The organism is Alistipes sp., from assembly GCF_020026455.1.
Classification (GTDB): domain Bacteria; phylum Bacteroidota; class Bacteroidia; order Bacteroidales; family Rikenellaceae; genus Alistipes.
The window spans coordinates 49,722-71,413 of record NZ_JAHHQJ010000018.1 but is presented as its reverse complement, the minus strand read 5'-3'; the positions used below and the strand labels follow the sequence as shown (position 1 = coordinate 71,413).

The window sequence follows — 21,692 nt, the reverse complement described above, 5'->3', positions numbered from 1 at the left end:
GCATAGTGGCAGAAGCCGCTTAGCCAATATGTTGAATTTTTAACGGACTATTATTGATGAATATATTGATATATTATTGGATGAAGAATCGAAAACGACAATCAAAATAGTCGGGAAATCCTTATATGGCGGCAAGTCACTTCATTGCCAATCCCACGGCGAAGGATTCATGACCGTAATCAAACATAAATTCGGCGAAAACGGATTCTATATTCTCGACGAGCCGGAAGCAGCGCTGTCGTCGATGAGACTGCTGTCTCTGATGGCCGTAATCATCGATTTGACCAAAAAGGGTTCGCAGTTCATTATCTCGACACATTCCCCGATACTCATGGGTTTTCCGGGCGCACAAATCCTGCAATTATCGGAAAACAGAATCGAAGAAGTGGAGTATGAATCTACGGACCATTATCTAATCACCCAGCAATTCCTTGAAAATCCGCAAATAATGTTCAAATACCTGTTCGAAGAAAACAGAGACCTGTGACCGAATATATTGGGATGTGTCGAGCCTGTCCGGACAGATTTCCGTTATGAGCCCTTTGTCTGTGGCGAAAGAAAATCATGGCACTATATCCTTTCCAGTCTGAAGACCTCCCATTTGCCTCCTCCTTTTGCAACTGCCGTTGCGCAGACCTCGCAATCTTCGTAGATGTTTTCTTTTTGAAGAAGCGATTGGGGAACGTAATAGTCGTTTACAAATCCAAAGTCGGCTTTAGAGAAGTCTGATTTGTATTTCAACTGCAGAGAGCCGTTCACTTCCCTGACCAATGAGTCGCAGGTTTCGTCAGAGGGTTGCAGATCGAGCATCATGAGCCGTCTCTGCCCCTCCCTGTTCTGCCGCGTGCAGTAAGTCATGCGGAGTATGTCGCCCACATGGGGTCGCAACGCCGTATGCTTGAACTTGATAACATCGCCACTCTGCCCGTTGCCCATTACAACGTGGAACAACTCCTTTTGAGGGTTGACATGGCCCACCGCAACCAGCCGATGGGGAAAATGGGGCAATGCCTCCTCAGAAGGACATATGACAGGGTTTATGACTTCTACTATCGTCGTATTGTCCTTTTTGGTACGTTTGTAGGAGTGGAACGTGATGAAATCACCGACCTTGAATGTCGGTTGTGGAACGGGGAAGAAAGTCTCCTTCGATTCGGCGGTCACCATCGATACTATCGACTTGACGGTGTTGACATGAACGACATGGCCGAATTGTCGGGGGAGTATGCTCCACTTCGATGCGTCGGAGCGTTGTGCCATGAGCGGTATTGTCCGTCCTCCGTCGACCATGCAGCGGAATCGGAAGACGGTACCTTCTTCTGTCTGCCGGGTGATGGCGAAACGCTTGGGCGATACCGTGAAGGAGAGGGTGCCGTCGGAAAATGCGACTTTGGGTTTGCCGTTGACATCGAAACGGTTGATCAATACATAATCCCTCCACGGGTACTCTGCATAAATATGATTCATGGCATCGAATATGGCTGTTTTAGCATCGAACGGAGAAGGTGGAACGGGCATTGCGTCGGCCTTCTCGGAGAGTCTGCGCCATGAGTCGGGGCATGAAGCGTCCTGGCTTTTGCGATGTCGGGCATAGGCCTCAAGAAGTTTTTTCGCCTCGTCGGGACGGCCGATTTCGAGAAAAGTCTGCGCCGTCTGCAGACGTAACGGACTTATCAAATCATCGGTTTTCGCCAGATGGAGGGCGCGCAGCTGGAAGCCCACACGCAACGACGCATCGTCGACACATTGTGCCATCTCCTGCCAGATGTAGTATTTGTCGCCCATGGTTTTCAACAAGTGGCGGTATTGTGCCAGCGCCGCTTGCGGATTTCCCCTCCATACCGAGATGATGGCACGTTGTCGAGCAGTCCACTCATCGCCCAGATGCCGCTCTTCGAGGGCGTCATAGAGACCGGACGTAAGGTCCGACAGTGTGGAATTCCCGCGCAGATGAGGGTGTTTTTTGAGATACTCGAAACATTTTTTCGCAAGTCGTACGGCAAACGGAAGATAGGTGTTGCCGTCTTTGCCCTCTTCCGGCGTCCAGTCGTCGGCGTGCAGGCCCGCGTCCTTACATCGCTCCACGATGTTCATCAATGCCGACGTATGTTGCTCATCGACCACCCACAGTGCCTGTCGCAATATCTTCGAATGATGTTCGGTGGCGGCGAAGCGACCGAAATGTCGGGCATAGGTATCAAGCCCTTTCCAAAATTTGTCCGTTTCGTTCGACTTCCGCAGGGCGTTAAGGTCCCAGAACCACGGAGTGCGGTACATGTCCACGATTGTTGAGGTGGCAAGTCCTGTCGCCGTTATCATCTCCTCTGTCATTGGCGTGTCTGTCGTTGCCAGCCGAGAGCAGATGCGAGACAGAAGCGAAGGGATTTTTTTGTTGTCGTCGGTGTATGTATCGTGCAGGTCTTCCTTTCGGAGGTTGGCACACCCCCATAGCTTTAGAAAATTCGGGAAGACAAAGTCGGCGTGCTGCTTCGAGAAATTCAGTGCAAAATTGAGAATACTGGAGTGGAGCATCGACGGACTGGGATTCTTCAACAGCATGTAATCGCGCAACAGGCAGCGTACCTCCACCGAGGTGAGCCGGTCGAGTTGCGATTTGAGGTAGCGATAGAGAATCCAGCCGAAATCCTCATGGAGGCACTCTTCCAGATGTACGGCCTGTTTTCCTGCAACGGCGATTGCCCGATGGTAAGCCGCCGCAGGGTCGGTTTTCGACAGTGAGACACATTGTGCCAGTTCGGCGGAATGCGGAGTCTTTGATTTCCGAAGTTTTGATATGGTCGCCTTTCCCATATCGGGGGAAGTGATGTGGGGTTGCAGTTTCTCCATTCGTTGCAGACAACTGTCGGCCTGCAGGTGATACTGCTCCGAAGGTTGGGTGACAGCTTGCAGGACCATGTCGTGCAACACCCAAAACAAGGCGGTGTCGGCCCACGCTCCGGGGTCTTGCTGCGTCATGTTTTGTGCCATGTCATAGGCCTCGTTGAGCCGGCCCTGATGACGCAGGGCCATTATCTCTTTAAAACTTATTGCTGACATGTCCGTTGTTGAATACAGGTGATGAGTTGTTGTAACAGTTCGTCTTTGTCGCCCATGGCCGAAGCGGCCAGCGCACGGGTGACAAATCCCTTGCCGTTGAAGTAGAATTGCAGAGTGGCATACGGTGCCGTTGTCTTTAATCCGTAAAGTACATAGTATTGTGTGGGGAATTCCCTGATACCCGTGATTTTCACATCGGTCTGGTCGGCCGCCGAGAGTACCATGTTCCGCAGTTGCTCCAGACACCCGATGGAGGGCGTATAGCGGCTGTCGTATTCGTAGCAACGCCGGTCACGAAGGGCCTCCATGATTGGAGTGTCGTCGTCCGACGGGTGCAACGACGAGAAGGTCGTATAGATACCGCAGCCATTGTATTGACAGTCAAATACCTTCTCGCCGAAAGTACCCTGAATCGTATAGCGGTCGCGGTAGGGCTTGCAGGTGACTGACTGTATCGAGCAATTCAGTTCGGCCAGTGCCGCGGCGATGCTGCTGCATTTGGCCTTTTGTGCGGGGGTGGCCGTCGGAGGCAGGTGGTCGCATGTGGAGTCCTTGATGCAGATGACTTCGGCCTGCGGTTTCGATGAGGTCTGTATGTCCGAGATACTGAATCTGTTGAACGGTGTGATGTGGGGCAGGCTCACTCCCAGCAGACATCGTGCGGCACGTGTGGTGGCGGTGTAGTTCCAGCGGAGCGAGTCATTGTCCAATCCTGTGCGGCCGTTGTAGTCGACAATGGCCGTGTTCCACTCTCCGCCCTGTGCCTTGTGAGCGGTGATGGCATAGCCGAATTTGGCCTGCAAGGCATTTAAGTAAGCATCGGCCATTAACCGTTGAGCATATTCCCTGCTTCCTCTTTGCAGGGTGCGGTTGCACATTCTGAAGAGGATATAGAGTGCCACCGACTCTTCGCGTGAGAGTCTCGGACGATTGTTGTACAGCAGTGAGGTCAGAATCTTCGATTGTCCCATTTCCCCCTTTTCGGTTTCGTAGACAATGTCCTGAAACTGCAATTCGATGGGGACACGCTCCTTCTTCCCAGCACGCTCGGTCCACACGGGAATGCTGTGAAACTCCACCGGAGAAGGTTCCTCCGTCAGGCGGATAAAGTCGCCGTTGAACAGCGTCTCGCAATCCGGAGCGGTTGAGTATCTGTTGCTCACCACTTGCAGAATGTCGCCTTTGTGCAGAGCCGTGTCGGAGAAATATTGTTGTCTGACGGCTTGGTTGTAGAGCTGGGTCTGCGAGTTGCTGAAACAGATGATGACACTTTGGTTGAGTCGGGGTTGCGGACAGATTCGGGTGTATCTTGTCACCACCTCGTCTTCCGTCAGGGCTTCGACCTCTCCCTCCTTGAGGTCGAAACACAACGCGTTGCGCACCGTCGAGTCCAGCACATGGCGCACTTTCATGGCATTGGCCAATATGAGGCTGTCGCCCTTCTGTCGCACGACGTCGGTAAGGGTGAAACTCCGCACGCCGATGTCGAGCAGTCTGAAGTAGTCCTCACTCAAGGCCGCCGACCGGTTGTCGCCCACGGGCGGCAGTTGGGCAGGGTCTCCCACGAAGACGATTTTGCAACCCAGCGAAAGTTGGGCAAAGGTCAGCAAATCGTCCATGAGATTGTCCGTGCCGAAATGTATCATCTCCGCATGTGTGGGCCTGGAACTCACGAGCGACGCCTCATCGACGACAATCACTGTTTTCGCGGCCTCACAGGTGTCGGTAATGTTGCGAATGTCGAAAAAGATGTCGATGTCGTCCACCTCGGCTTGCGGTTTGTCGGCGGAGAGGTGGGTGAGAGGGTCTCCGTTTTCGTCGTGTTCGACAAATCTGAAGCCCGAACGGTGATAGATGGCTTTGTGTATGGTTGTGGCGTTCCTGCCGTTTTTTGCCCCGAGGATTTTGGCGGCACGTCCTGTGGGTGCCATGAGCAGAGGCTGTCGGTCATGGCGGGCGAGTGCTTCACAGAAGGCACTGATTATGGTGGTCTTGCCCGTTCCTGCATAACCTTTGAGAATGAAGACAGCGTCGTCACTCTCTATGAAATGTTCCATGGCGTCGAGGGCTTCAGCCTGTTGGGGGTAGAGTTGCATGTCGGTTGGTTTTTTAGGGTGGAATATTATGTCCGACACGGTGTCGGGCAATCCGACTATAAATATACAAAATATTTTGTCAACTTGCTGAGCGGCAATGTGTAATTTGCAGAAACAATTTCCATACTTTCAAAGGTCGTCAATAAAATGGATAACAGAAGAGAGGTACGACTGTTCTCGGCACCCCTCTTCAGTTATTATTTCCGTTTTGTTCTATCCTGCAATTCGATTTTCACGAACCCGAAAGGCATTATGGGTTCCTTCGGCCCGTCATAAAAGATACGTCGGGTCTTGATGAACGGATATTCGTCATAGCGTCCCTTTCGGTCTTTTCGGGCCAGCTCAAGAATATCTTGCCACTTGTCGGGATCGTCGTTTTCCGTACAACGGCAGCTCCATGCTCCGGTAATGAAATTCCAACCGCAACCGTAGCCCACACGCATGACAGCCGAACGGCCGTCGGTACAGGCATTGCATTCGTCCATCATCTTTTTTATCTGCGGCAGATAGTTGTCCAGCTCTATGTTGTCATAATCCTGCCAGAAATCCAATTCTTCTTCAAGCAGAGATTTCGTGTGGTCATTTATACAGCGCAATAATGCCCTCGGCGAGGTGAGCGCATGGGGAATTTGGGGGCCACAGACCGTAATGTCCCGAAAATAACGGCTTTGAGAATCGGGCAGATCGATGGTGAACTCTACCGGATCTTCGGCATAAATACATTCGACCAACTGATGTACCTTTTCGTCGAGAAGGGGTGACCTTCCCGAACGGATATTCAAGCTGACACAGTGAAAGGCACAGGTGGGAACCTGATCGAAACAGGCATCTCCCACACGCAGGAATCTCAGTTCTGAATTTTTAGGGTCATATTGCGGAGCCGAAGAAAACACCCTGTCTACGATGCGGTTGTTCGCTGGGCGTATGTTATCCAGCAATTTGTCGGCATCGTAGGTTTTCGAAGACATGAGAGCGGTCACTATGGCACCTTTGAGTGAACTGCCCGGAATACATGCGGCTTTCCCGCTTCGGAGTTGCTCGCGAAGTTCTGCCACATTCGAAGTTTCTCCATACACGGGCATTGTCCTCCGACAAAAATCCTTCAATCGAATCCTGTCGTTTATACGGTGGAGGTGGGTATAGATGTTTTTATTGTTGTTGATGGCGCGGCACCACAGGTCGATGCCCTGTTCACCGACAATATTGAAAATCTTACGCGGTTCGATAATTCCGATTTGGTAGCCGTCAACAATGAAATCCTGATTGTTCAGCAGAATGTCGCCCGAACCGATGTGGCAGGGCATAAGGGTTTTCAACCGGCATTTCGTGCGTATCATAGTACTGTTTTCCATGCTATTCGGCGTATTTGAAAGGCAGACAGACGGCACGTCCGTCGCGCCAGACAGGGTGGCAATCAACATTTCGGGGGCGCAAGTCGACAATCGTGCCCTGCGGGTGGCGGCCGGCAATGACCGCCCCTGCGGCGATTGTCCAAACCTCATTCTTGACAAAATGGCGCAGATGTCGCGAAGCAGCGCCGGCCATATAGCCGCCCCGTTTCAGCAATCGGTAACAACCCCCGAAATGAGTTCCTCCGGATAATTCGTCTGCTGATGGAATCCACAGGGAAAGCAGTTGACAGCTATCCGATTGGGGCAGACGAATGGGAAATTCGCGGTAGCCGACCTTGAATTGTCCGTTTCCCATAGTCTTTCCGGTGCCGAATCCGATGTCGGACAATGCCTCCCATGTCGTCTTGAATTCCTCGTCGTCGTCCGCTTCATAGACAACACCCAGTTCGACTTCCTCGCCGCAGAACACACGGTCGAAGAAATACGGCTCGGCATCGTCGTCATGATGTCCGACACAGACCTTCTGCTCCAGGAAGCGGCGTTGCAACATCACCTCTTCACCTCTGCCACATACGATGGCCGTGCCACACCGACTGATCATTGGAGCGTCCATTTCGAGCTGTCCCTTTTCGGCAAGTTGATCCCATAGGGGTTGCTCCACCCACTCCAAACGTTTCAGACGTTTGAGCATCGGGTCGTCGCCACGCATTCGGAGACAACTCTTGTCGGGAGGGAGGGGCAGAAACAGACGGCCGCGATATATGGGCATGGCCGAACTAACACGAAAACGGTTCAGAAATCCTCTGATGTCGGTTTCGCCCATCTGTGCGCGGATACTGCACAACGCTCCGGCAATGGTGTCGGAATGAAGTACCGTTGCACTTCGGTCATACTCCTCTCCCCGGCCGAAACCGAGATGGAATCCCGAATCGAACCGCAGGCAGACTGTTTTCAATGTCGTGGACATGGTCTAATAGTTTTCGATGGTTTTCTCCTCGTGTTTGAGGTCACGGAAGGCGATGTGTCCGTATCCGCGAGAACCGTTGCCTCCCAGATAATCGTCTTCAAGCAGGTGGACGGCCTTCTCGAAGTTGCGGCACAATTCCGGCTCGTTATCGTCGGAGAAGATGTTGACTATGGCCTCGAAACGGAACTTCACCCCCTTAGGAACGCGTTCGTTGGTGCGGGGATTGGCCTGCGCCGTGATGCGGTCGATGGAAACCTCGGTCTTGGCCTCGGTGAGGAAGAGGTCGGTGTTGGTCAGTTCGTCGGGTGGGGTGGTCATCAGGGCGTCGCGGACAATGACGCGTGAGGGTTGTGACTTTTCGCCCGATGCCGCCGTGCCGAAAAGGTGGCCGCAGGCTTTCGAAGCGTCGGAACAAGGCGAGGCCTTGCCGTTTTTCATGTCATATTGTCCCAGAGCCATCTCCAGCAGTGCACGCATCTTGCCTTTGAGCGAACTTCCCGGAATATAGGGTTTCTGGTCTATGGGGTTGCGCACCACGAATTTGTCGGGGCCGCCGATGGCCATCGCGATATTTGTTCCGCCGATATGCAGGCCGCTCAATAATTCGATTTCGGCCGTGTATTTAATTTTCTTGACAAGTTTTTCCATTTCCGATAGGTTTTAGGGGGAGGTGAGGTTAATCCTTGCCGCCGCAGGCTTTGTGGAAAGCGATGATGGCTTCAATCATATTGATCAGATTCTTGAAAGTGCGGTCGTCGTTCACATGGGGGGCCATGCGTTCGTAGATTTCTCTGAAAAGATCCATTCTGATGCGCCGCTCATTGGCGCGGGCCGTGGCATAGGCCACTTTGGGACGCAACAGATAGAAATCCACACGGCTTTGGGCGAATCCTTTGGATTCGATGCGTTTCAGTTCTCCGAAGATGTTGCGGACATAGGAGGACGACATATGCTGCCGTTGGAGAAATTCTGCGGCACAACGGCAAAAATCCACTCCGTCGTTGTCGATTCCGTCGGTAATCCATTTGTCGCGGAATCGGGCGAGAATCTCGTTTTTCTCCTGTTCGTAGGTGTCCGGTCCGTTTTTCTGGGAATTACCTCTGCGGTTATTATTGATGTAAAAACCGTTAGCCATTGCTTATAATTTTTTGTGGGTTCTTAGTTTCAGTTCAGCCAGACGTGCCGCCACCGCCAGCAATTGGAGAGAGTGGTAGGGCGAATCCGTCACCTGCCCGCCGAGGGTCACCCCCGTGGTGAGGTCGGTGATACATTGGCGGATAAATCTTGTCGCTTCGGTATTGTTTCGGCTGCGGCCGACAAGACGGCTCAAGTCGTAATCCATGAGCCATACCAGACGCGGATTGGTGATTTGCCGCTTGCGGAAACGCGCAATCTCATGGTAGCGGAGCAGGCGCGAGATGAGGCCCTTGTCCACGGTGCGGTTTCCGACAAGTTCGGCCATCAGACGGCCGATGTGTTGCACGGCTTCAAATTCCACCTTCCAGCGCAAGGGAATGCCGAACAGCGAGAGGGCGTCTTTCGTGTGACCGTTATAGTCGAAGGACTTGGCGAGGCTCTCCTCGTCGGCGCTCAATTCGGCCGCCCTTACGATGGGATATTTGGCCGTGACCAGCGAAAGTCCGCCCGACAATCCGACACCGACATCCTGGAACCACTGTTCGAAGCGGGAACGTATCGCGTGGGCCAGTTTCAGAGTCTGTGTCCATTCGCCTGCGATGAACAAATCGTCACCACCGCTGTAAACAATCACCGTGGACTCCCTGAATCCGTCGAGCCACACCTCGTTAAGTTCCTCCTTGAAGAAGGCATCGAGACGGCGGCTTGTCGCGGCATAGCGAAGCAGGGCGTGGCGGCCTTTGCCCATTTGTCGGAACATCAGTCCCAGATTGTCGACGTCCATGCGCAGAATGCCGAGTCGCCGCAATGCACTGTCATCACCCAGCAACTCCTCGAACGATTGGATGGGAGCGCCGCAACCGGCCATGTATTCACACCGCACGGCGGCGGTGACAGACGGCACATCGTGGGTATTGAATACCATCAGCGACGAGCAGGGTGCCGCGAACCGCCGCAGTTCATCCCGTTGCAGCGGATAGTAACAGACCCCCAATCCGCCCGGCTCTATGCCGTCGGTGCGGTGGGGCAGTGGGGTGGTGCAGACCGCCATGCCTTCGCACAACGGCAGAATACCGCCCAATCCAATGTAGCGTTCCGACGACTCTTCCGCAGGTTGCCGGGGTGTGAACAGCACGGTGCACTGTTCGCGCGAGAATCCCGTCAGAGGTGCGTATTTGTTGTGGTTCTTCTGTTGTTGCAAGGCGCCCAGCAACGTGGAGAGGTCATCTGTCACGGTTTGCCGCAAGGCTCTCACGGCATTGAGAATCACCAGCGGCCGACCATGACAGGCAAATACCCGTTGTCGGATTTCGTCGGCAATGTCCTCGTATTTCGTGTCGGTCTGCTCCTTCCACGGGACAAACAGACAAAAGGTGCCTCCCGAATTGTAAAGTACGGCCGCCCTTGTCAGCCTGAAGGTACCCAGCAACCGTTCGACCACGGCATCTGCCAGCAGGTGGAGGTAGAAGGAGCGACCCCTCAGATTTTTGAGGGCTTTGGCCGAGCGGATATCGTAGATGAAATCCTGAATACCGCTCAGACTGCCCTTCACCACCAAAAACTCCCGACTGTCACCCAACAACATCCGATGGCGCAGGACATCGTAGAGCGAGAGGGTGCCGTCGGTTGAGGAGGGAAGCGGCGAGAGATGTTTCTCGGCCAGCGTCAGCCATGTGTCGGTTGGCGGCCAGCTGCCGTGTCCGGCGGCGGCAATCTCCTCGAGAAGATGCCTTGCGACAGGAGCGATGGCGGTATCGAGCCAGCTCCGCAGCGGTTTTTCGCTGTCGCAGCCGGCTTTCGCATCTGTCAGATGCTCCTCTTGCAGAATTTGAAACAGATATTCCTTCATGTTTTTCCAATTCTTTTTTCCGTTCGGGTGAAGCGTTGGCTTCGTTCTCTTCGGCTGATTGTTTCCGACAGTCCTTCTTTTAACCTTGTTATAATGGATACGGCTTACACCTACGAGTGATTTTATATGTCTGGGTAGTAAGTTGTAATCCTTGTTATAATGGATACGGCTTACACCCGGTAATTTCCTGGATACATCGAATCAGGAGTTGTAATCCTTGTTATAATGGATACGGCTTACACCTCGAGGAACTCCGGAATGGTGCGGCAGAGGGTTGTAATCCTTGTTATAATGGATACGGCTTACACCTGTGGCCGATGCCGCGCAGATGTCATACAGTTGTAATCCTTGTTATAATGGATACGGCTTACACCGAGGGAGCAGACTACAAAGCATTGCAAAAGTTGTAATCCTTGTTATAATGGATACGGCTTACACCACATACCACCCTGCTGGTTCTCCGAATTACGTTGTAATCCTTGTTATAATGGATACGGCTTACACCTTGCAGGGTGTTGTAACGACCCTCGAATCAGTTGTAATCCTTGTTATAATGGATACGGCTTACACCTGACCGCTTCACCATCCATGCGGCGACGGGGTTGTAATCCTTGTTATAATGGATACGGCTTACACCGTTTCGTCGTGGCGGAAATCCTCGTCGCGGTTGTAATCCTTGTTATAATGGATACGGCTTACACCTTACAAGATTTCGAAAGGAAAGCTCGAGTTGTTGTAATCCTTGTTATAATGGATACGGCTTACACCTCCTCGGAGAAACTTTCGACAGGGTCGTCGGTTGTAATCCTTGTTATAATGGATACGGCTTACACCAGAACTCCTCGTGGACATGGCATGCCCCATGTTGTAATCCTTGTTATAATGGATACGGCTTACACCTCAACACACAAAGTAAGGACGTGACGGACCGTTGTAATCCTTGTTATAATGGATACGGCTTACACCCGCGCTGGGCAAGGCGGAGCCGGACACGGAGTTGTAATCCTTGTTATAATGGATACGGCTTACACCCAAAAGATCGACATATCAACGCCGGAGGGAGTTGTAATCCTTGTTATAATGGATACGGCTTACACCCCTATCGAGAGCGTGGCGCCATTGGTATAGTTGTAATCCTTGTTATAATGGATACGGCTTACACCCGTGTAGGATGTAAATATATGTGGAATAATATCTTATCGTATAATTCAATGACGAAAATTTATCGAATCAGATCGGAAACAATACATCAAAGAGCGTTTTTTTCGTTCTTTCCTTCGCGACGAAGTCGGCTTCTCCGTAAACAAACGTTGTGTTTTTCGATGCTGAAGTACAGAACATTATCAAAGTTAAGAATTTTCTGCGAGAAAAATCAATTTTCACGGAAAGAAATCGTATCTTTGATAAAAATCATAGAGAAATGGCGCGTGTTTTGATATCATTTTTAGGTACCGGAAGCAAGACTTCGGGCGAATACCAAAAAACCAACTATCGTTTTGATAACTCCGACAAAGACTTCTCCCATTCGTTTGTCGCGGCGGCAATTTATGAGAAATACCGGGTGGACAAGATATTTCTGCTGGGCACCACCCACTCGATGTGGGGCGAAGTATATTGTTATTTTGGAACGCAGAACAACGAATTCGATGGGAATATATGGGCCGAAATCACAGACCATTGCGAGAAAGCCAACCACAAAAGCGAATTGGTGATTCCCCATGCCGACCGTATCGAAGCCGCATTGGGCAAGGGATCGAAGGTCATACCCATCCGCTATGGTATCAACAGCGATGAGATTCGCGAAAACTCCGACATCATTCTCCGTCTGGAAGAGGAACTCTCGCCCCGTGACGAACTCATCATCGACATCACCCATTCGTTCCGCTCGTTGCCCATGTATGTGATGAACCTGCTGATTTATCTCCGAAACGTGAGTACCAAGCGGATAAACATCACCCACATCTGCTACGGTATGTTGGAGATGACACGAGAGCTGACTCCTCCCCACACCCCCATCATCGAGATGAAGGAACTGCTGACGGTCAACGACTGGATTTCGGGTGCATACAGTTTTGTGGAGTTCGGCAACGCCTACAAAATCGCCGAACTGGTCGAATCCGTCGATAAAAGCCTCTCCACGCGCCTGAAGGTCTTTTCCGATGCCAAGAATCTCAACCACCTGACGGCCATCGAGAAGCAGTGTAAACAGTTGCAGGCCATACGCAAGAACGAAGGGCGGTCCCGTATCGTGCAGATGGCCATCACGCCGATTGTCGAACGATTCCTCGACCGCATGGAAAAAGGCCGAAGCATGCGCTATCCCCACTCCGAGTTCCAGTATCGACTGGCCTGCTGGCAGAACGACAATAGGAACTACGCCGCGGCCTACATCTCGCTCACCGAAGCCATCGTGACCCGGGCTTGCGAAGAGATTGGAAAGGAGGATCCGTTTAGTCTTGAGACCCGAAATGAAATAAAGAACGATTTTAAAACAATAACATCAAATAATGAGAATTATACTGTTTTGCAACCATGGGGAACGTTATATTGGAAAGTTTCTCGAAGACGCAATGCGCTGGCACACAGCATGTCTAAAAACACCGATAACATGCAGGCGATGATCCGCAATTTGGCCGATTATCTGAAAGAATACCATGATTTGACATGCTGATCAATCTTTCCAATCATCCGGTGGCACTGTGGAGCAAGTCGCAACGCGAGATGGCCGTTGCCCGCTGGGGTGATGTCGGGGATATGACATTTCCCGACATCGATCCGTCACTGTCGCGCGAAGAACTGCTTCCGACGGTTGAGGCCTGTTATGCAGCGTGTCGCGCCAAGGCCGAAGCCTGTGGCGTCAAGGTCGCCTTCCATGTCATGGGCGAATCGGTGTTCTGTTTCCATCTTGTCGGGCGGCTGTTGCAGGCCGGATATACGGTGGTGGCCTCTACTTCGACACGCAATGCCGTCTGCAACGCTGACGGCATGAAAATCTCGCAATTTGAATTTGTAAACTTCCGTGAATACTGATATGTCTGGCACATTACGTCTGATGTACGTACGTTTCGATATGCCTCTGCGCAGAGCCGAGGTCACGGCCTTCCGCGGTGCCGTAATCGCTGCCGCCGGCAGGGAACATACGATGTTCCACAACCACATGGGCGAAGGCTATGCCTACCGCTATCCGCTGATTCAATACCGCACCTTCGGAGGACGTGCCGCCCTCATCTGTCTCAACGAAGGGGTGGAGGAGGTGCAGGCCTTGTTCAACGGCCGTTTCCTGACCGATGATGTGGTGCTTGGTGGCGACAACAGAGGACCTGTCGGCGTGGAGGATATCCGCGTCCGCGAGTTGTGCCTGTCGGAACTGGATACGCCTGTGGGCTACCACCTCCACGACTGGTTGCCGCTCAACCAAACCAACTACCGCGAGTGGCAGTCGCTCGACACCAAACAGATGCGGCTGGACAAACTCGACGCCGTACTCACGGGCAACATCATCTCCTTTGCCAAGGGCGTGGGGTGGCAGATAGGGCAGCACTTCAAGGTGGCCATCGATCCCGAATCGGTATTTTCGCGGCCGTGCCGCCACAAGGAACAGACACTGATGGCTTTTTCGCTCGATTTCTCCGTCGATTTGTTTCTTCCTGCCGGCATAGGACTCGGCAAGGGCGCCGCGCTGAATCACGGAGTCGTGTCGCGGCAAATGGGGTGACGGCTGAGGGGCTTTCAAAGATAGTGGAGCAAAAGGTAATCCTTGCGAGGAGTGTTTTTTTATTCATGTGGAGAAAGAACTGTTTGAGAAGACTACTCCGCTCCAACTGGCACCCTTTGGGTACTATACGCATCAAATCGCAAACTATTGATAATCAACAGAAACATCACAGCGTGTCAATATTAGTGTTATAATCAATCATTGGTTCAGCAACCATTGGAATATCATTTTCAGCCGGTTCGTAATGTTTAATTCTTCTGTCTTCAAGGAAAATATGACAAAGCGTATAAACTAATGCTTCTAAAGTTTGCTTTTGCACTTTCGGTTTCAACTGGCATTCCCAAACGGTAATGCAGTGCCACCCCATTGATGCAAGTTTTCCCTGTTCTTCTTTGTCTCTAAATTTATTACGATCTATCTTATTCCGCCCTTTTATTACTGACATACAACGGTGCCTCTGTTCTTTCGTGAGTTTATCCATATCTTTCAGATGTCATCAGATTCTTTCAAAGAAATCTTCGTAATCACCGTCTATTATTCTCCACATTCCATTCTTCCGACCTCCTTTTCTGACAATGAACGACACGGCATCCTGCAACTGGCCAATCACACAACCTTCCAATTCGACATCATCAATCGCTTCTCTCAAACCGCTGGTCATATCCAGGTCGTTCCAACGTGTGCAGAAAATACGGGACTGCCGTACAGGTGATTCATCAGCCAACAACCTCCCGAGCATCAACGGAACGCTATGGATGAGTTTTTTGAGGACATCAAGTTCCTGGCATCGTTTATAGGCTGTAATATCTTCGAAATATCCCAGCCTAAGGAAGAACATCTGTTTTATACAAAAGCCCGCGGCTGTAACGCAACAGGATTCTATAATTCCGCAGGATTTACCGTCTTAAAAGGCAGTATCATTGCTAATAATTGCGTTTCTTCTTTCACCTGGAAAGCAAAGTGGGAAAAGATGGTCGAGGAGTATGCAACTTTGCATGACGGCGTATGGACGATGGGCTCAGACAAGACCTTTTCAAGCCCCAGTACAGCCGCTGATTTCTGTACGGGTAGCCCCTCCAACGGATGGACAGAATGGAAAGACAAGGATGGAAATACACTGGATTCCGTATATAGAAAACAACCGGAATAGCGTTCTTAAATTGTGTAAAAATAATTCTTATCTTTGCCGAAAGCATTGGGATGTAAACGAGTGTATGATGACCGCATCGCGGGAGTGACCTTCGAGGAAAATGCTTCACGTAATGCGCTGATTGTAAACGAGGAATATGCTTGGGTCGAAAATCCGTTTTCCGCTCTTCGAAGGCGAGTGATAATCAAAGGATTGTCCCTCGCTTTTCTTTTTTACCGTTTTCTGTCGTCATTGCGGAAGAATGTAGCAAACAGTCCCCGGGAAAAAGCAATCGGACCACACGGGAAAGAGGCGAACGACCTCGCCGGAAAAGAGGCAATCAGACCAAACGGAAAAGCAGCAAACAGCCCCGCCGGAAAAGCGCCAATCAGCCCACACGGGAAAGAGACGAACAGCCTCGCCGGGAAAGCGGCAATCAGCCCACACAAAAATGCGTCGAACGGCCCTGCTGGAACAAAAACAAGGGGTCTGACATCATATTTACCTAACTTTTACGTTTAAATAGCGTATCGGCGAAAAAAAATAGTATTTTTGCGCCGAAAAACCGGAAACCAGGCAAACAATTCCGGATGTAGCAACAACATGAAATTATCACGAGAGAAAATCGCGCAGCAGGCTGCCCGTACCGGCCGTCGTACGCTGCAACTCAGCGGAAAGGCTGGCGGCAGAATACGTCGTCTGTCGAAACGCTCCTGGCTGGTCCTGATGGGAGTGGCCGTATTGATTGTCGGAGGGCTTTGGTGGTGGCTGCGCCCCAAACCCGCAAAACCCCTGCTGCCCGTGGTTCAGGTCGAACCGGCCCAAACCGACGACATCAACCTCTACGGCGAATATGTGGGACGCATCCGCGCCCAGCAGTTCGTCGAAATCCGCGCCCGGGTGGAAGGCTTCCTCGAAAAAATGCTTTTCGAGGAGGGAACCTACGTCAAAAAAGGACAGCCGCTGTTCATCATCGACCCCAAGCTCTACGAAGCCCGCGTAAACAAGGCGAGAGCCCAGTTGAACAAAGACAAGGCTCTGGAACTCAAGGCCGACCGTGACCTGCAGCGCATCCGTCCGCTCTACGAGCAGAACGCCGCAAGCCAGCTGGACCTCGACAACGCCATCGCCTCGTACGAAAGCGCCACGGCCTCCGTGGCGATGAGCGAGGCCGACCTCACGCAGGCCGAAACCGCCCTGAGCTATACGACCGTCAGCTCGCCGCTGTCGGGCTATATTTCCGAACGCAGCGTCGACATCGGCACACTCGTGGGACCCAACGGCAAATCGCTGCTGGCGACGGTGGTCAAGAGCGACACCGTGCGCGTGGACTTCAGCATGACGGGGCTCGACTACCTCAAAAGCAAGGCCCGAAACGTCAACCTGGGCCAGAAGGACTCCTCACGCAAGTGGGACCCCTACATCACCATCACGCTGCCCGACAACACCCAGTATCCGCTGCGCGGACTGGTCGACTTCGCCGATCCGCAGGTAGATCCCGAAACGGGAACCTTCTCCGTGCGTGCCGAAATGGCCAACCCCGACCGCATCCTGATGCCGGGACAGTTCACGAAGGTGCGCCTGCTGCTCGATGTGCGCGAGGGCGCCACGGTCGTGCCGACCAAGTCGGTCGTCATCGAAAAGGGCGGCGCCTACATCTTCATCATGCGCCCCGACAGCATCGCCGAACGCCGTCTGATCGAACTCGGACCCGAGGTCAACAACCGGGTGATCGTCGAGCGCGGCGTCATTCCCGGCGAGAGGATCATCGTGGAGGGCTTCCACAAACTGGCACACGGCGACAAGGTCGACCCCATGCCGGTCCCCGAAAAAGACAGTGCAACCGAGACGGAGGAGTCTGTAAAATAACGAGCCATGAAATCGGATTTCTTTATCGACAGGCCCGTCTTTTCAACCGTCCTGTCGATCGTCATCGTGATCGTCGGTCTGTTGGGACTGATGATGCTTCCCGTGGACCAGTATCCGCGCATCGTGCCTCCGGTGGTCAAGATCACGGCATCCTATCCGGGCGCCAGCGCCCAGACCGTGACGCAGGCCGTGGCGACACCCATCGAACAGGAGCTGAACGGTACTCCCGGCATGCTCTACATGGAGTCGACGAACAGCAACTCGGGCGGATTCTCCGCTATCGTGACCTTCGACATCGACACGGACCCCGACCTGGCGGCCGTCGAGATTCAGAACCGCGTGAAGCAGGCCGAGGCCCGGCTCCCGGCCGAAGTCATCCAGAACGGAATTTCGGTCGAGAAGCAGTCTTCGAGCCGGCTGATGACCATCACGCTGCTGTCGAACGACCCCAAGTTCGACGAAATATACCTCTCGAACTACGCCACGCTCAACGTGCTGGACATGCTGCGCCGCGTGAAGGGTGTCGGCAGCCTCTCGAACGTCGGCAGCCGCTACTACGCCATGCAGATATGGGTGCAGCCCGACCGGCTGGCCAACCTCGGACTGACGGTGCAGGATCTGCAAAAGGCCCTCAAGGACCAGAACCGCGAATCGGCGGCGGGTGTCCTGGGCCAGCAGCCCATCACGGACCTCGACATCACGATCCCGATCACCGCCCGCGGACGTCTTTCGTCGGTGAGAGAATTTGAGGAGATCGTCATCCGCGCCAACCCCGACGGATCGCTCATCCGCCTGCGCGACGTGGCGCGCATCTCACTCGAGGCCTCGTCGTACAGCACCGAGAGCGGTATCAACGGCGGCAATGCGGCCGTGATAAACATCAACATGCTGCCGGGTGCCAACGCCATGGAGGTGGCGCGATCGGTGCGGGAAACCATGGAGGAGATCAGCCGCAGTTTCCCCGAGGGAATCTCCTACAAGATACCCTTCGACATGACCTCCTACATCTCGCAGTCGATCAAGGAGGTTTACTACACGCTGTTCGAGGCCCTGCTGCTGGTGATCCTCGTGGTCTACCTCTCGCTGCAAAACTGGCGCGCGACGCTGATCCCGACGATCACCGTGCCGATCTCGCTGATCGGTACGTTCGGCGTGATGCTGGCATTCGGATTCTCGCTCAACATGATGACCCTGCTGGGTCTGATCCTGGCCATCGGTATCGTCGTGGACGACGCCATCGTGGTCGTCGAAGCCGTGGAGCGCACGATGGACGAGGAGGGGCTTTCACCCTACGAAGCCACGAAAAAGGCCATGAGCGGACTGGGCAGCGCCATCATCGCCACATCGCTGGTGCTGTGCGCCGTGTTCATCCCCGTGAGCTTCCTCTCGGGCATCACCGGACAGCTCTACCGCCAGTTCACCATCACGATTGCCGTGTCGGTGCTGATCTCGACGTTCGTGGCCCTGACCCTCTCGCCGGCCCTCTGCGCCCTGATCCTGCGTCCCGATTCGGGCAAGAAGAAGAACCGTCTCTTCCGACGCATCAACATCTGGCTGGGCAACGGCACGAAGTTCTACGAACGGATGATCCGCGGCGGCGTGCGCCATTCGAAACGCATGTTCGCGCTGTTCGGACTGACGCTCGTGGCGCTGTGGGTGCTCAACAAGGTCGCTCCCCAGAGCTTCATGCCGCAGGAGGACCAAGGCTATTTCACCGTCGAGCTGGAACTTCCGGAAGGAGCTACGCTCGAACGCACGCGCAGCGTGACAGACCGTGCCATGGAGTATCTGATGTCGCTCGACGACGTGGAATATGTGCTCAACGTCACCGGATCGAGCCCCCGCGTGGGCACCAACCAGTCGCGCAGCCAGCTGACCGTCATCCTCAAACCGTGGGAGGAGCGCAAAAGTGCGGATATCCGCCAGCTGATGAACGACATCAGCGAGGAGATGCGCCGCTATCCCGAAAGCAAGGTTTATCTATCGACGCCGCCCGTCATTCCGGGACTGGGTGCCTCGGGCGGCTTCGAAATGGTGCTCGAAGCCCGCGGCAACGCCTCGTACAACGACCTCCAGCGGGCCGTGGACACGCTGCTGTACCATGCCTCGAAGCGCAAGGAACTGACCGGGCTCTCGTCGTCGATGCAGAACGACATCCCGCAGCTCTATTTCGACGTGGACCGCGACAAGGCCCAGATGCTCGGCGTCCCGATGGCCGACATTTTCTCGACGATGAAGAGCTTCACCGGATCGGTCTATGTCAACGACTTCAACATGTTCAACCGCATCTACCGCGTCTACATTCAGGCCGAAGCCCCGTACCGCGCCCAGCGTGAGAACCTCGGGCTGTTCTTCGTCCGCGGGGCCGACCAGGCGATGATCCCCATCACGGCGCTCGGCACGACCTCCTACACCACGGGACCGGGCACCATCCGCCGCTTCAACATGTTCAACGCGGCGACCATCTCGGGCGAGGCGGCACAGGGATACAGTTCGGGACAAGCCATGGCCATACTCGAGCAGATCGCACGCCGACACCTGCCGTCGACGATCGGCGTCGAATGGAGCGGCCTTTCCTATCAGGAGAAGCACGTCAGCGGGCAGACGGGCTACGTGCTGGCTCTGGTATTCCTCTTCGTCTTCCTGTTCCTCGCGGCGCAGTACGAGAGCTGGATGATCCCCGTGGCGGTGATCCTCTCGCTGCCGATCGCCGGCATCGGCGCCTATCTGGGCAACTGGGCCTGCGGACTGGAGAACAACATCTATTTCCAGATCGGACTGGTGATGCTGGTGGGTCTGGTGGCCAAGAATGCCATCCTGATCGTCGAATTCGCCAAGGACGAGGTCGAAAAGGGACGCGACCTGCTCACGGCCGTCATCCTGGCCGCGCGCCTGCGCTTCCGACCCATTGTCATGACCTCGCTGGCCTTCATCCTCGGCATGCTGCCGCTGGTCTTCGCCAGCGGCCCCGGATCGGCCAGCCGTCAGGGAATCGGCACGGGCGTCTTCTTCGGCATGCTCGTGGCAATCACCGTGGGCATCGTCTTCGTACCGCTCTTCTTCGTCTGGGTTTACAAACTGAAAGAAAAATGGACAACACGATGAAACGAAGCACAACATATCTCTTCGGACTGCTGCTGCTGCTCGCGGCCGGAAGCTGCTCCGTGCAGAAGAAGTGCAAGGCTCCGGAGCTGAACATGCCCGCGGAGATCGTTGCCGGGCAGAACGACACGCTGACACTGAGCGACCGGAAGTGGTGGGAGGTCTACTCCGACACGACGCTCTGCCGGCTGATCGGCCGCACGCTTGACCGGAACCGCAACATGCTCTCGGCCGAGGCGCGCATCCGCCAGATGGAGGAGCTCTACCGGATAAGCAAGGCGGCGCGGCTGCCGTCAATCAACGGACAGGCTCTCGCCGACCACGAGACCAACGACTACTACCAAGAAGCGCACAAGGACGACGCCGAATTCAACGCCAAGGCTACCTTGAGCTGGGAAGTCGACCTGTGGGGCAGTCTGCGCTGGGCCAAGCGCAAGGGTGCGGCCGAATACCTCGCCTCGGTCGAGGCGGCACGCGCCATGCAGATGACTCTCGTGGCCGAGGTCGCCACGGCCTATTTCGAACTGGTGGCCCTGGACCACGAACTGGAGGTCGTGCGCCGCACGCTGAAGACCCGCGAGGAGAACGTGCGTCAGGCAAAGCTGCGTTTCGAAGGGGGTCTGACCTCCGAAACGGCCTACCAGCAGGCCAAGGTCGAGCTGGCGAGCGCCTCGGCGCTGATTCCTGACCTCGAGCTGCGTGTCGCCCAGAAGGAGAACCAGATTTCGGTCCTCGCGGGCGACTATCCCTCGCATGTGGAGCGCTCGAAGATGGACTTGAATGTCCGGATGCCCGAGTCGCTGCCCGTGGGTCTTCCCTCGACGCTGCTGCAGCGCCGTCCCGACGTGCGGCAGGCCGAGCAGAACCTCAAGGCGGCGATGGCTTCGGCAGGCATGGCCTATGCCGACCGGTTCCCGCGGCTGAAGATCACGCTGACGGGAGGACTCGAAAACGACGCGCTCAAGGGACTGATCAATTCGCCCTTCTCCTACGCTGCCGGCAACATCACCGCCCCGCTGTTCGCCTTCGGAGCGAAGCGGGCGAAATACCGCGCGACGCTGGCGGAGTACGACCAGGCACGGCTGGCCTACGAACAGAAGGTGCTGGAGGTGTTCCGCGAAGTGAACGATGCCGTGACGACCTACCGCAACATGCGCAGGACAGCCGAGCTGAAATTCAACCTCAAGGAGGCGGCCCGGCAATATGTCGTGCTGGCCCAGTTGCAGTATATCAACGGCGTGATCCGCTACATCGACGTGCTCGACGCACAGCGGAAATTCTTCGACGCACAGGTCGAGGTGAGCAAGGCGGTGCGCAACGAGCATCTGGCACTCGTGGGCTTGTACAAGGCCCTCGGGGGCGGGTGGCAGCCGTCGGATGTCGAAAAAAAGGGTTGACCATTCGGTCAACCCTTTTTTC

The 21,692-nt window shown here is 54.2% G+C and carries 16 protein-coding genes, 1 pseudogene and 1 CRISPR repeat array; of the genes and pseudogenes, 9 read left to right on the top strand and 8 right to left on the bottom strand.

Annotated elements, in window-relative coordinates; genetic code table 11:
* The first annotated feature begins 76 nt into the window (after nt 1-76).
* A complete protein-coding gene (locus QZ460_RS09740; protein WP_290541388.1) occupies nt 77-487 on the top strand; it encodes an AAA family ATPase in 411 nt (136 codons plus the stop codon).
* Between the two features lie 83 nt (nt 488-570).
* Here the strand turns inward: QZ460_RS09740 and QZ460_RS09735 are convergent, their stop codons facing one another.
* The 7 genes from QZ460_RS09735 to QZ460_RS09705 form a co-directional block, all read right to left on the bottom strand.
* Nucleotides 571-3,057, bottom strand: coding sequence for a hypothetical protein (locus QZ460_RS09735; RefSeq protein ID WP_290541387.1), 2,487 nt, complete (start codon nt 3,055-3,057; stop codon nt 571-573).
* Complete coding sequence (locus QZ460_RS09730; RefSeq protein WP_290541386.1) at nt 3,045-5,153, bottom strand: AAA family ATPase; 2,109 nt, start codon at nt 5,151-5,153, stop codon at nt 3,045-3,047. The genes QZ460_RS09735 and QZ460_RS09730 overlap by 13 nt, the downstream gene beginning before the upstream one ends.
* A 197-nt stretch (nt 5,154-5,350) precedes the next feature.
* Entirely contained in the window at nt 5,351-6,490 is a 1,140-nt protein-coding gene (csm5, locus tag QZ460_RS09725) for a type III-A CRISPR-associated RAMP protein Csm5 (protein ID WP_290541385.1), read from the bottom strand.
* Nucleotides 6,491-6,506: 16 nt separating this feature from the next.
* On the bottom strand, nt 6,507-7,472 hold the full coding sequence (gene csm4, locus QZ460_RS09720) for a type III-A CRISPR-associated RAMP protein Csm4 (RefSeq protein ID WP_290541384.1): 966 nt from the start codon (nt 7,470-7,472) through the stop codon (nt 6,507-6,509).
* A 3-nt stretch (nt 7,473-7,475) separates the two neighbouring features.
* The gene (gene csm3 / locus QZ460_RS09715; RefSeq protein ID WP_290541383.1) at nt 7,476-8,120 is read right to left on the bottom strand and encodes a type III-A CRISPR-associated RAMP protein Csm3; all 645 of its coding nucleotides are present in this window, start codon (nt 8,118-8,120) and stop codon (nt 7,476-7,478) included.
* A 28-nt stretch (nt 8,121-8,148) separates the two neighbouring features.
* Nucleotides 8,149-8,607, bottom strand: coding sequence for a type III-A CRISPR-associated protein Csm2 (csm2, locus tag QZ460_RS09710; RefSeq protein ID WP_290541382.1), 459 nt, complete (start codon nt 8,605-8,607; stop codon nt 8,149-8,151).
* 3 nt (nt 8,608-8,610) lie between these two features.
* Nucleotides 8,611-10,458, bottom strand: a complete 1,848-nt coding sequence (locus QZ460_RS09705) for a hypothetical protein (protein ID WP_290541381.1) — start codon at nt 10,456-10,458, stop codon at nt 8,611-8,613.
* A gap of 75 nt (nt 10,459-10,533) precedes the next feature.
* Nucleotides 10,534-11,621: direct repeats of the CRISPR family, unit length 36 nt; unit sequence GTTGTAATCCTTGTTATAATGGATACGGCTTACACC.
* A 257-nt stretch (nt 11,622-11,878) separates the two neighbouring features.
* Between QZ460_RS09705 and csx2 the strand changes: the two genes are divergently transcribed.
* From csx2 to QZ460_RS09690, 3 genes are read left to right on the top strand one after another with little or no spacing between them, the layout of a single operon-like run.
* A complete protein-coding gene (csx2, locus tag QZ460_RS09700; protein WP_290541380.1) occupies nt 11,879-13,129 on the top strand; it encodes a TIGR02221 family CRISPR-associated protein in 1,251 nt (416 codons plus the stop codon).
* The gene (locus tag QZ460_RS09695) at nt 13,123-13,488 is read left to right on the top strand and encodes a hypothetical protein (RefSeq protein ID WP_290541379.1); all 366 of its coding nucleotides are present in this window, start codon (nt 13,123-13,125) and stop codon (nt 13,486-13,488) included. Before csx2 ends, QZ460_RS09695 begins: the two co-directional genes overlap by 7 nt.
* Before the next feature lies 1 nt (nt 13,489).
* Entirely contained in the window at nt 13,490-14,173 is a 684-nt protein-coding gene (locus QZ460_RS09690) for a CRISPR-associated endonuclease Cas6 (RefSeq protein WP_290541378.1), read from the top strand.
* 166 nt (nt 14,174-14,339) lie between these two features.
* Here the strand turns inward: QZ460_RS09690 and QZ460_RS09685 are convergent, their stop codons facing one another.
* Nucleotides 14,340-14,654 carry a hypothetical protein gene (locus QZ460_RS09685; RefSeq protein WP_290541377.1) on the bottom strand — a complete coding sequence of 105 codons (315 nt, stop codon included), beginning with the start codon at nt 14,652-14,654 and terminating at the stop codon, nt 14,340-14,342.
* A gap of 249 nt (nt 14,655-14,903) precedes the next feature.
* Between QZ460_RS09685 and QZ460_RS09680 the strand changes: the two are divergent.
* The 5 genes and pseudogenes from QZ460_RS09680 to QZ460_RS09660 all read left to right on the top strand — a co-directional run.
* A pseudogene (locus QZ460_RS09680) lies at nt 14,904-15,323 on the top strand (DUF4357 domain-containing protein); the annotation flags it as partial.
* Nucleotides 15,324-15,356: 33 nt separating this feature from the next.
* Nucleotides 15,357-15,824, top strand: a complete 468-nt coding sequence (locus QZ460_RS09675; protein ID WP_290541376.1) for a hypothetical protein — start codon at nt 15,357-15,359, stop codon at nt 15,822-15,824.
* 81 nt (nt 15,825-15,905) lie between these two features.
* Nucleotides 15,906-17,171 carry an efflux RND transporter periplasmic adaptor subunit gene (locus QZ460_RS09670; RefSeq protein WP_290541375.1) on the top strand — a complete coding sequence of 422 codons (1,266 nt, stop codon included), beginning with the start codon at nt 15,906-15,908 and terminating at the stop codon, nt 17,169-17,171.
* A gap of 6 nt (nt 17,172-17,177) precedes the next feature.
* On the top strand, nt 17,178-20,276 hold the full coding sequence (locus QZ460_RS09665; RefSeq protein WP_290541374.1) for an efflux RND transporter permease subunit: 3,099 nt from the start codon (nt 17,178-17,180) through the stop codon (nt 20,274-20,276).
* Nucleotides 20,273-21,670 carry an efflux transporter outer membrane subunit gene (locus QZ460_RS09660; RefSeq protein WP_290541373.1) on the top strand — a complete coding sequence of 466 codons (1,398 nt, stop codon included), beginning with the start codon at nt 20,273-20,275 and terminating at the stop codon, nt 21,668-21,670. Before QZ460_RS09665 ends, QZ460_RS09660 begins: the two co-directional genes overlap by 4 nt.
* The last annotated feature ends 22 nt before the right edge of the window (nt 21,671-21,692 follow it).

Coding starts and splice junctions, on each gene's coding strand:
- QZ460_RS09735 (WP_290541387.1), bottom strand. CDS start 3,057: ATGTCAGCAATAAGTTTTAAAGAGATAATGGCCCTGCGTCATCAGGGC.
- QZ460_RS09730 (WP_290541386.1), bottom strand. CDS start 5,153: ATGCAACTCTACCCCCAACAGGCTGAAGCCCTCGACGCCATGGAACAT.
- csm5 (WP_290541385.1), bottom strand. CDS start 6,490: ATGATACGCACGAAATGCCGGTTGAAAACCCTTATGCCCTGCCACATC.
- csm4 (WP_290541384.1), bottom strand. CDS start 7,472: ATGTCCACGACATTGAAAACAGTCTGCCTGCGGTTCGATTCGGGATTC.
- csm3 (WP_290541383.1), bottom strand. CDS start 8,120: ATGGAAAAACTTGTCAAGAAAATTAAATACACGGCCGAAATCGAATTA.
- csm2 (WP_290541382.1), bottom strand. CDS start 8,607: ATGGCTAACGGTTTTTACATCAATAATAACCGCAGAGGTAATTCCCAG.
- QZ460_RS09705 (WP_290541381.1), bottom strand. CDS start 10,458: ATGAAGGAATATCTGTTTCAAATTCTGCAAGAGGAGCATCTGACAGAT.
- csx2 (WP_290541380.1), top strand. CDS start 11,879: ATGGCGCGTGTTTTGATATCATTTTTAGGTACCGGAAGCAAGACTTCG.
- QZ460_RS09695 (WP_290541379.1), top strand. CDS start 13,123: ATGCTGATCAATCTTTCCAATCATCCGGTGGCACTGTGGAGCAAGTCG.
- QZ460_RS09690 (WP_290541378.1), top strand. CDS start 13,490: ATGTCTGGCACATTACGTCTGATGTACGTACGTTTCGATATGCCTCTG.
- QZ460_RS09685 (WP_290541377.1), bottom strand. CDS start 14,654: ATGGATAAACTCACGAAAGAACAGAGGCACCGTTGTATGTCAGTAATA.
- QZ460_RS09670 (WP_290541375.1), top strand. CDS start 15,906: ATGAAATTATCACGAGAGAAAATCGCGCAGCAGGCTGCCCGTACCGGC.
- QZ460_RS09665 (WP_290541374.1), top strand. CDS start 17,178: ATGAAATCGGATTTCTTTATCGACAGGCCCGTCTTTTCAACCGTCCTG.
- QZ460_RS09660 (WP_290541373.1), top strand. CDS start 20,273: ATGAAACGAAGCACAACATATCTCTTCGGACTGCTGCTGCTGCTCGCG.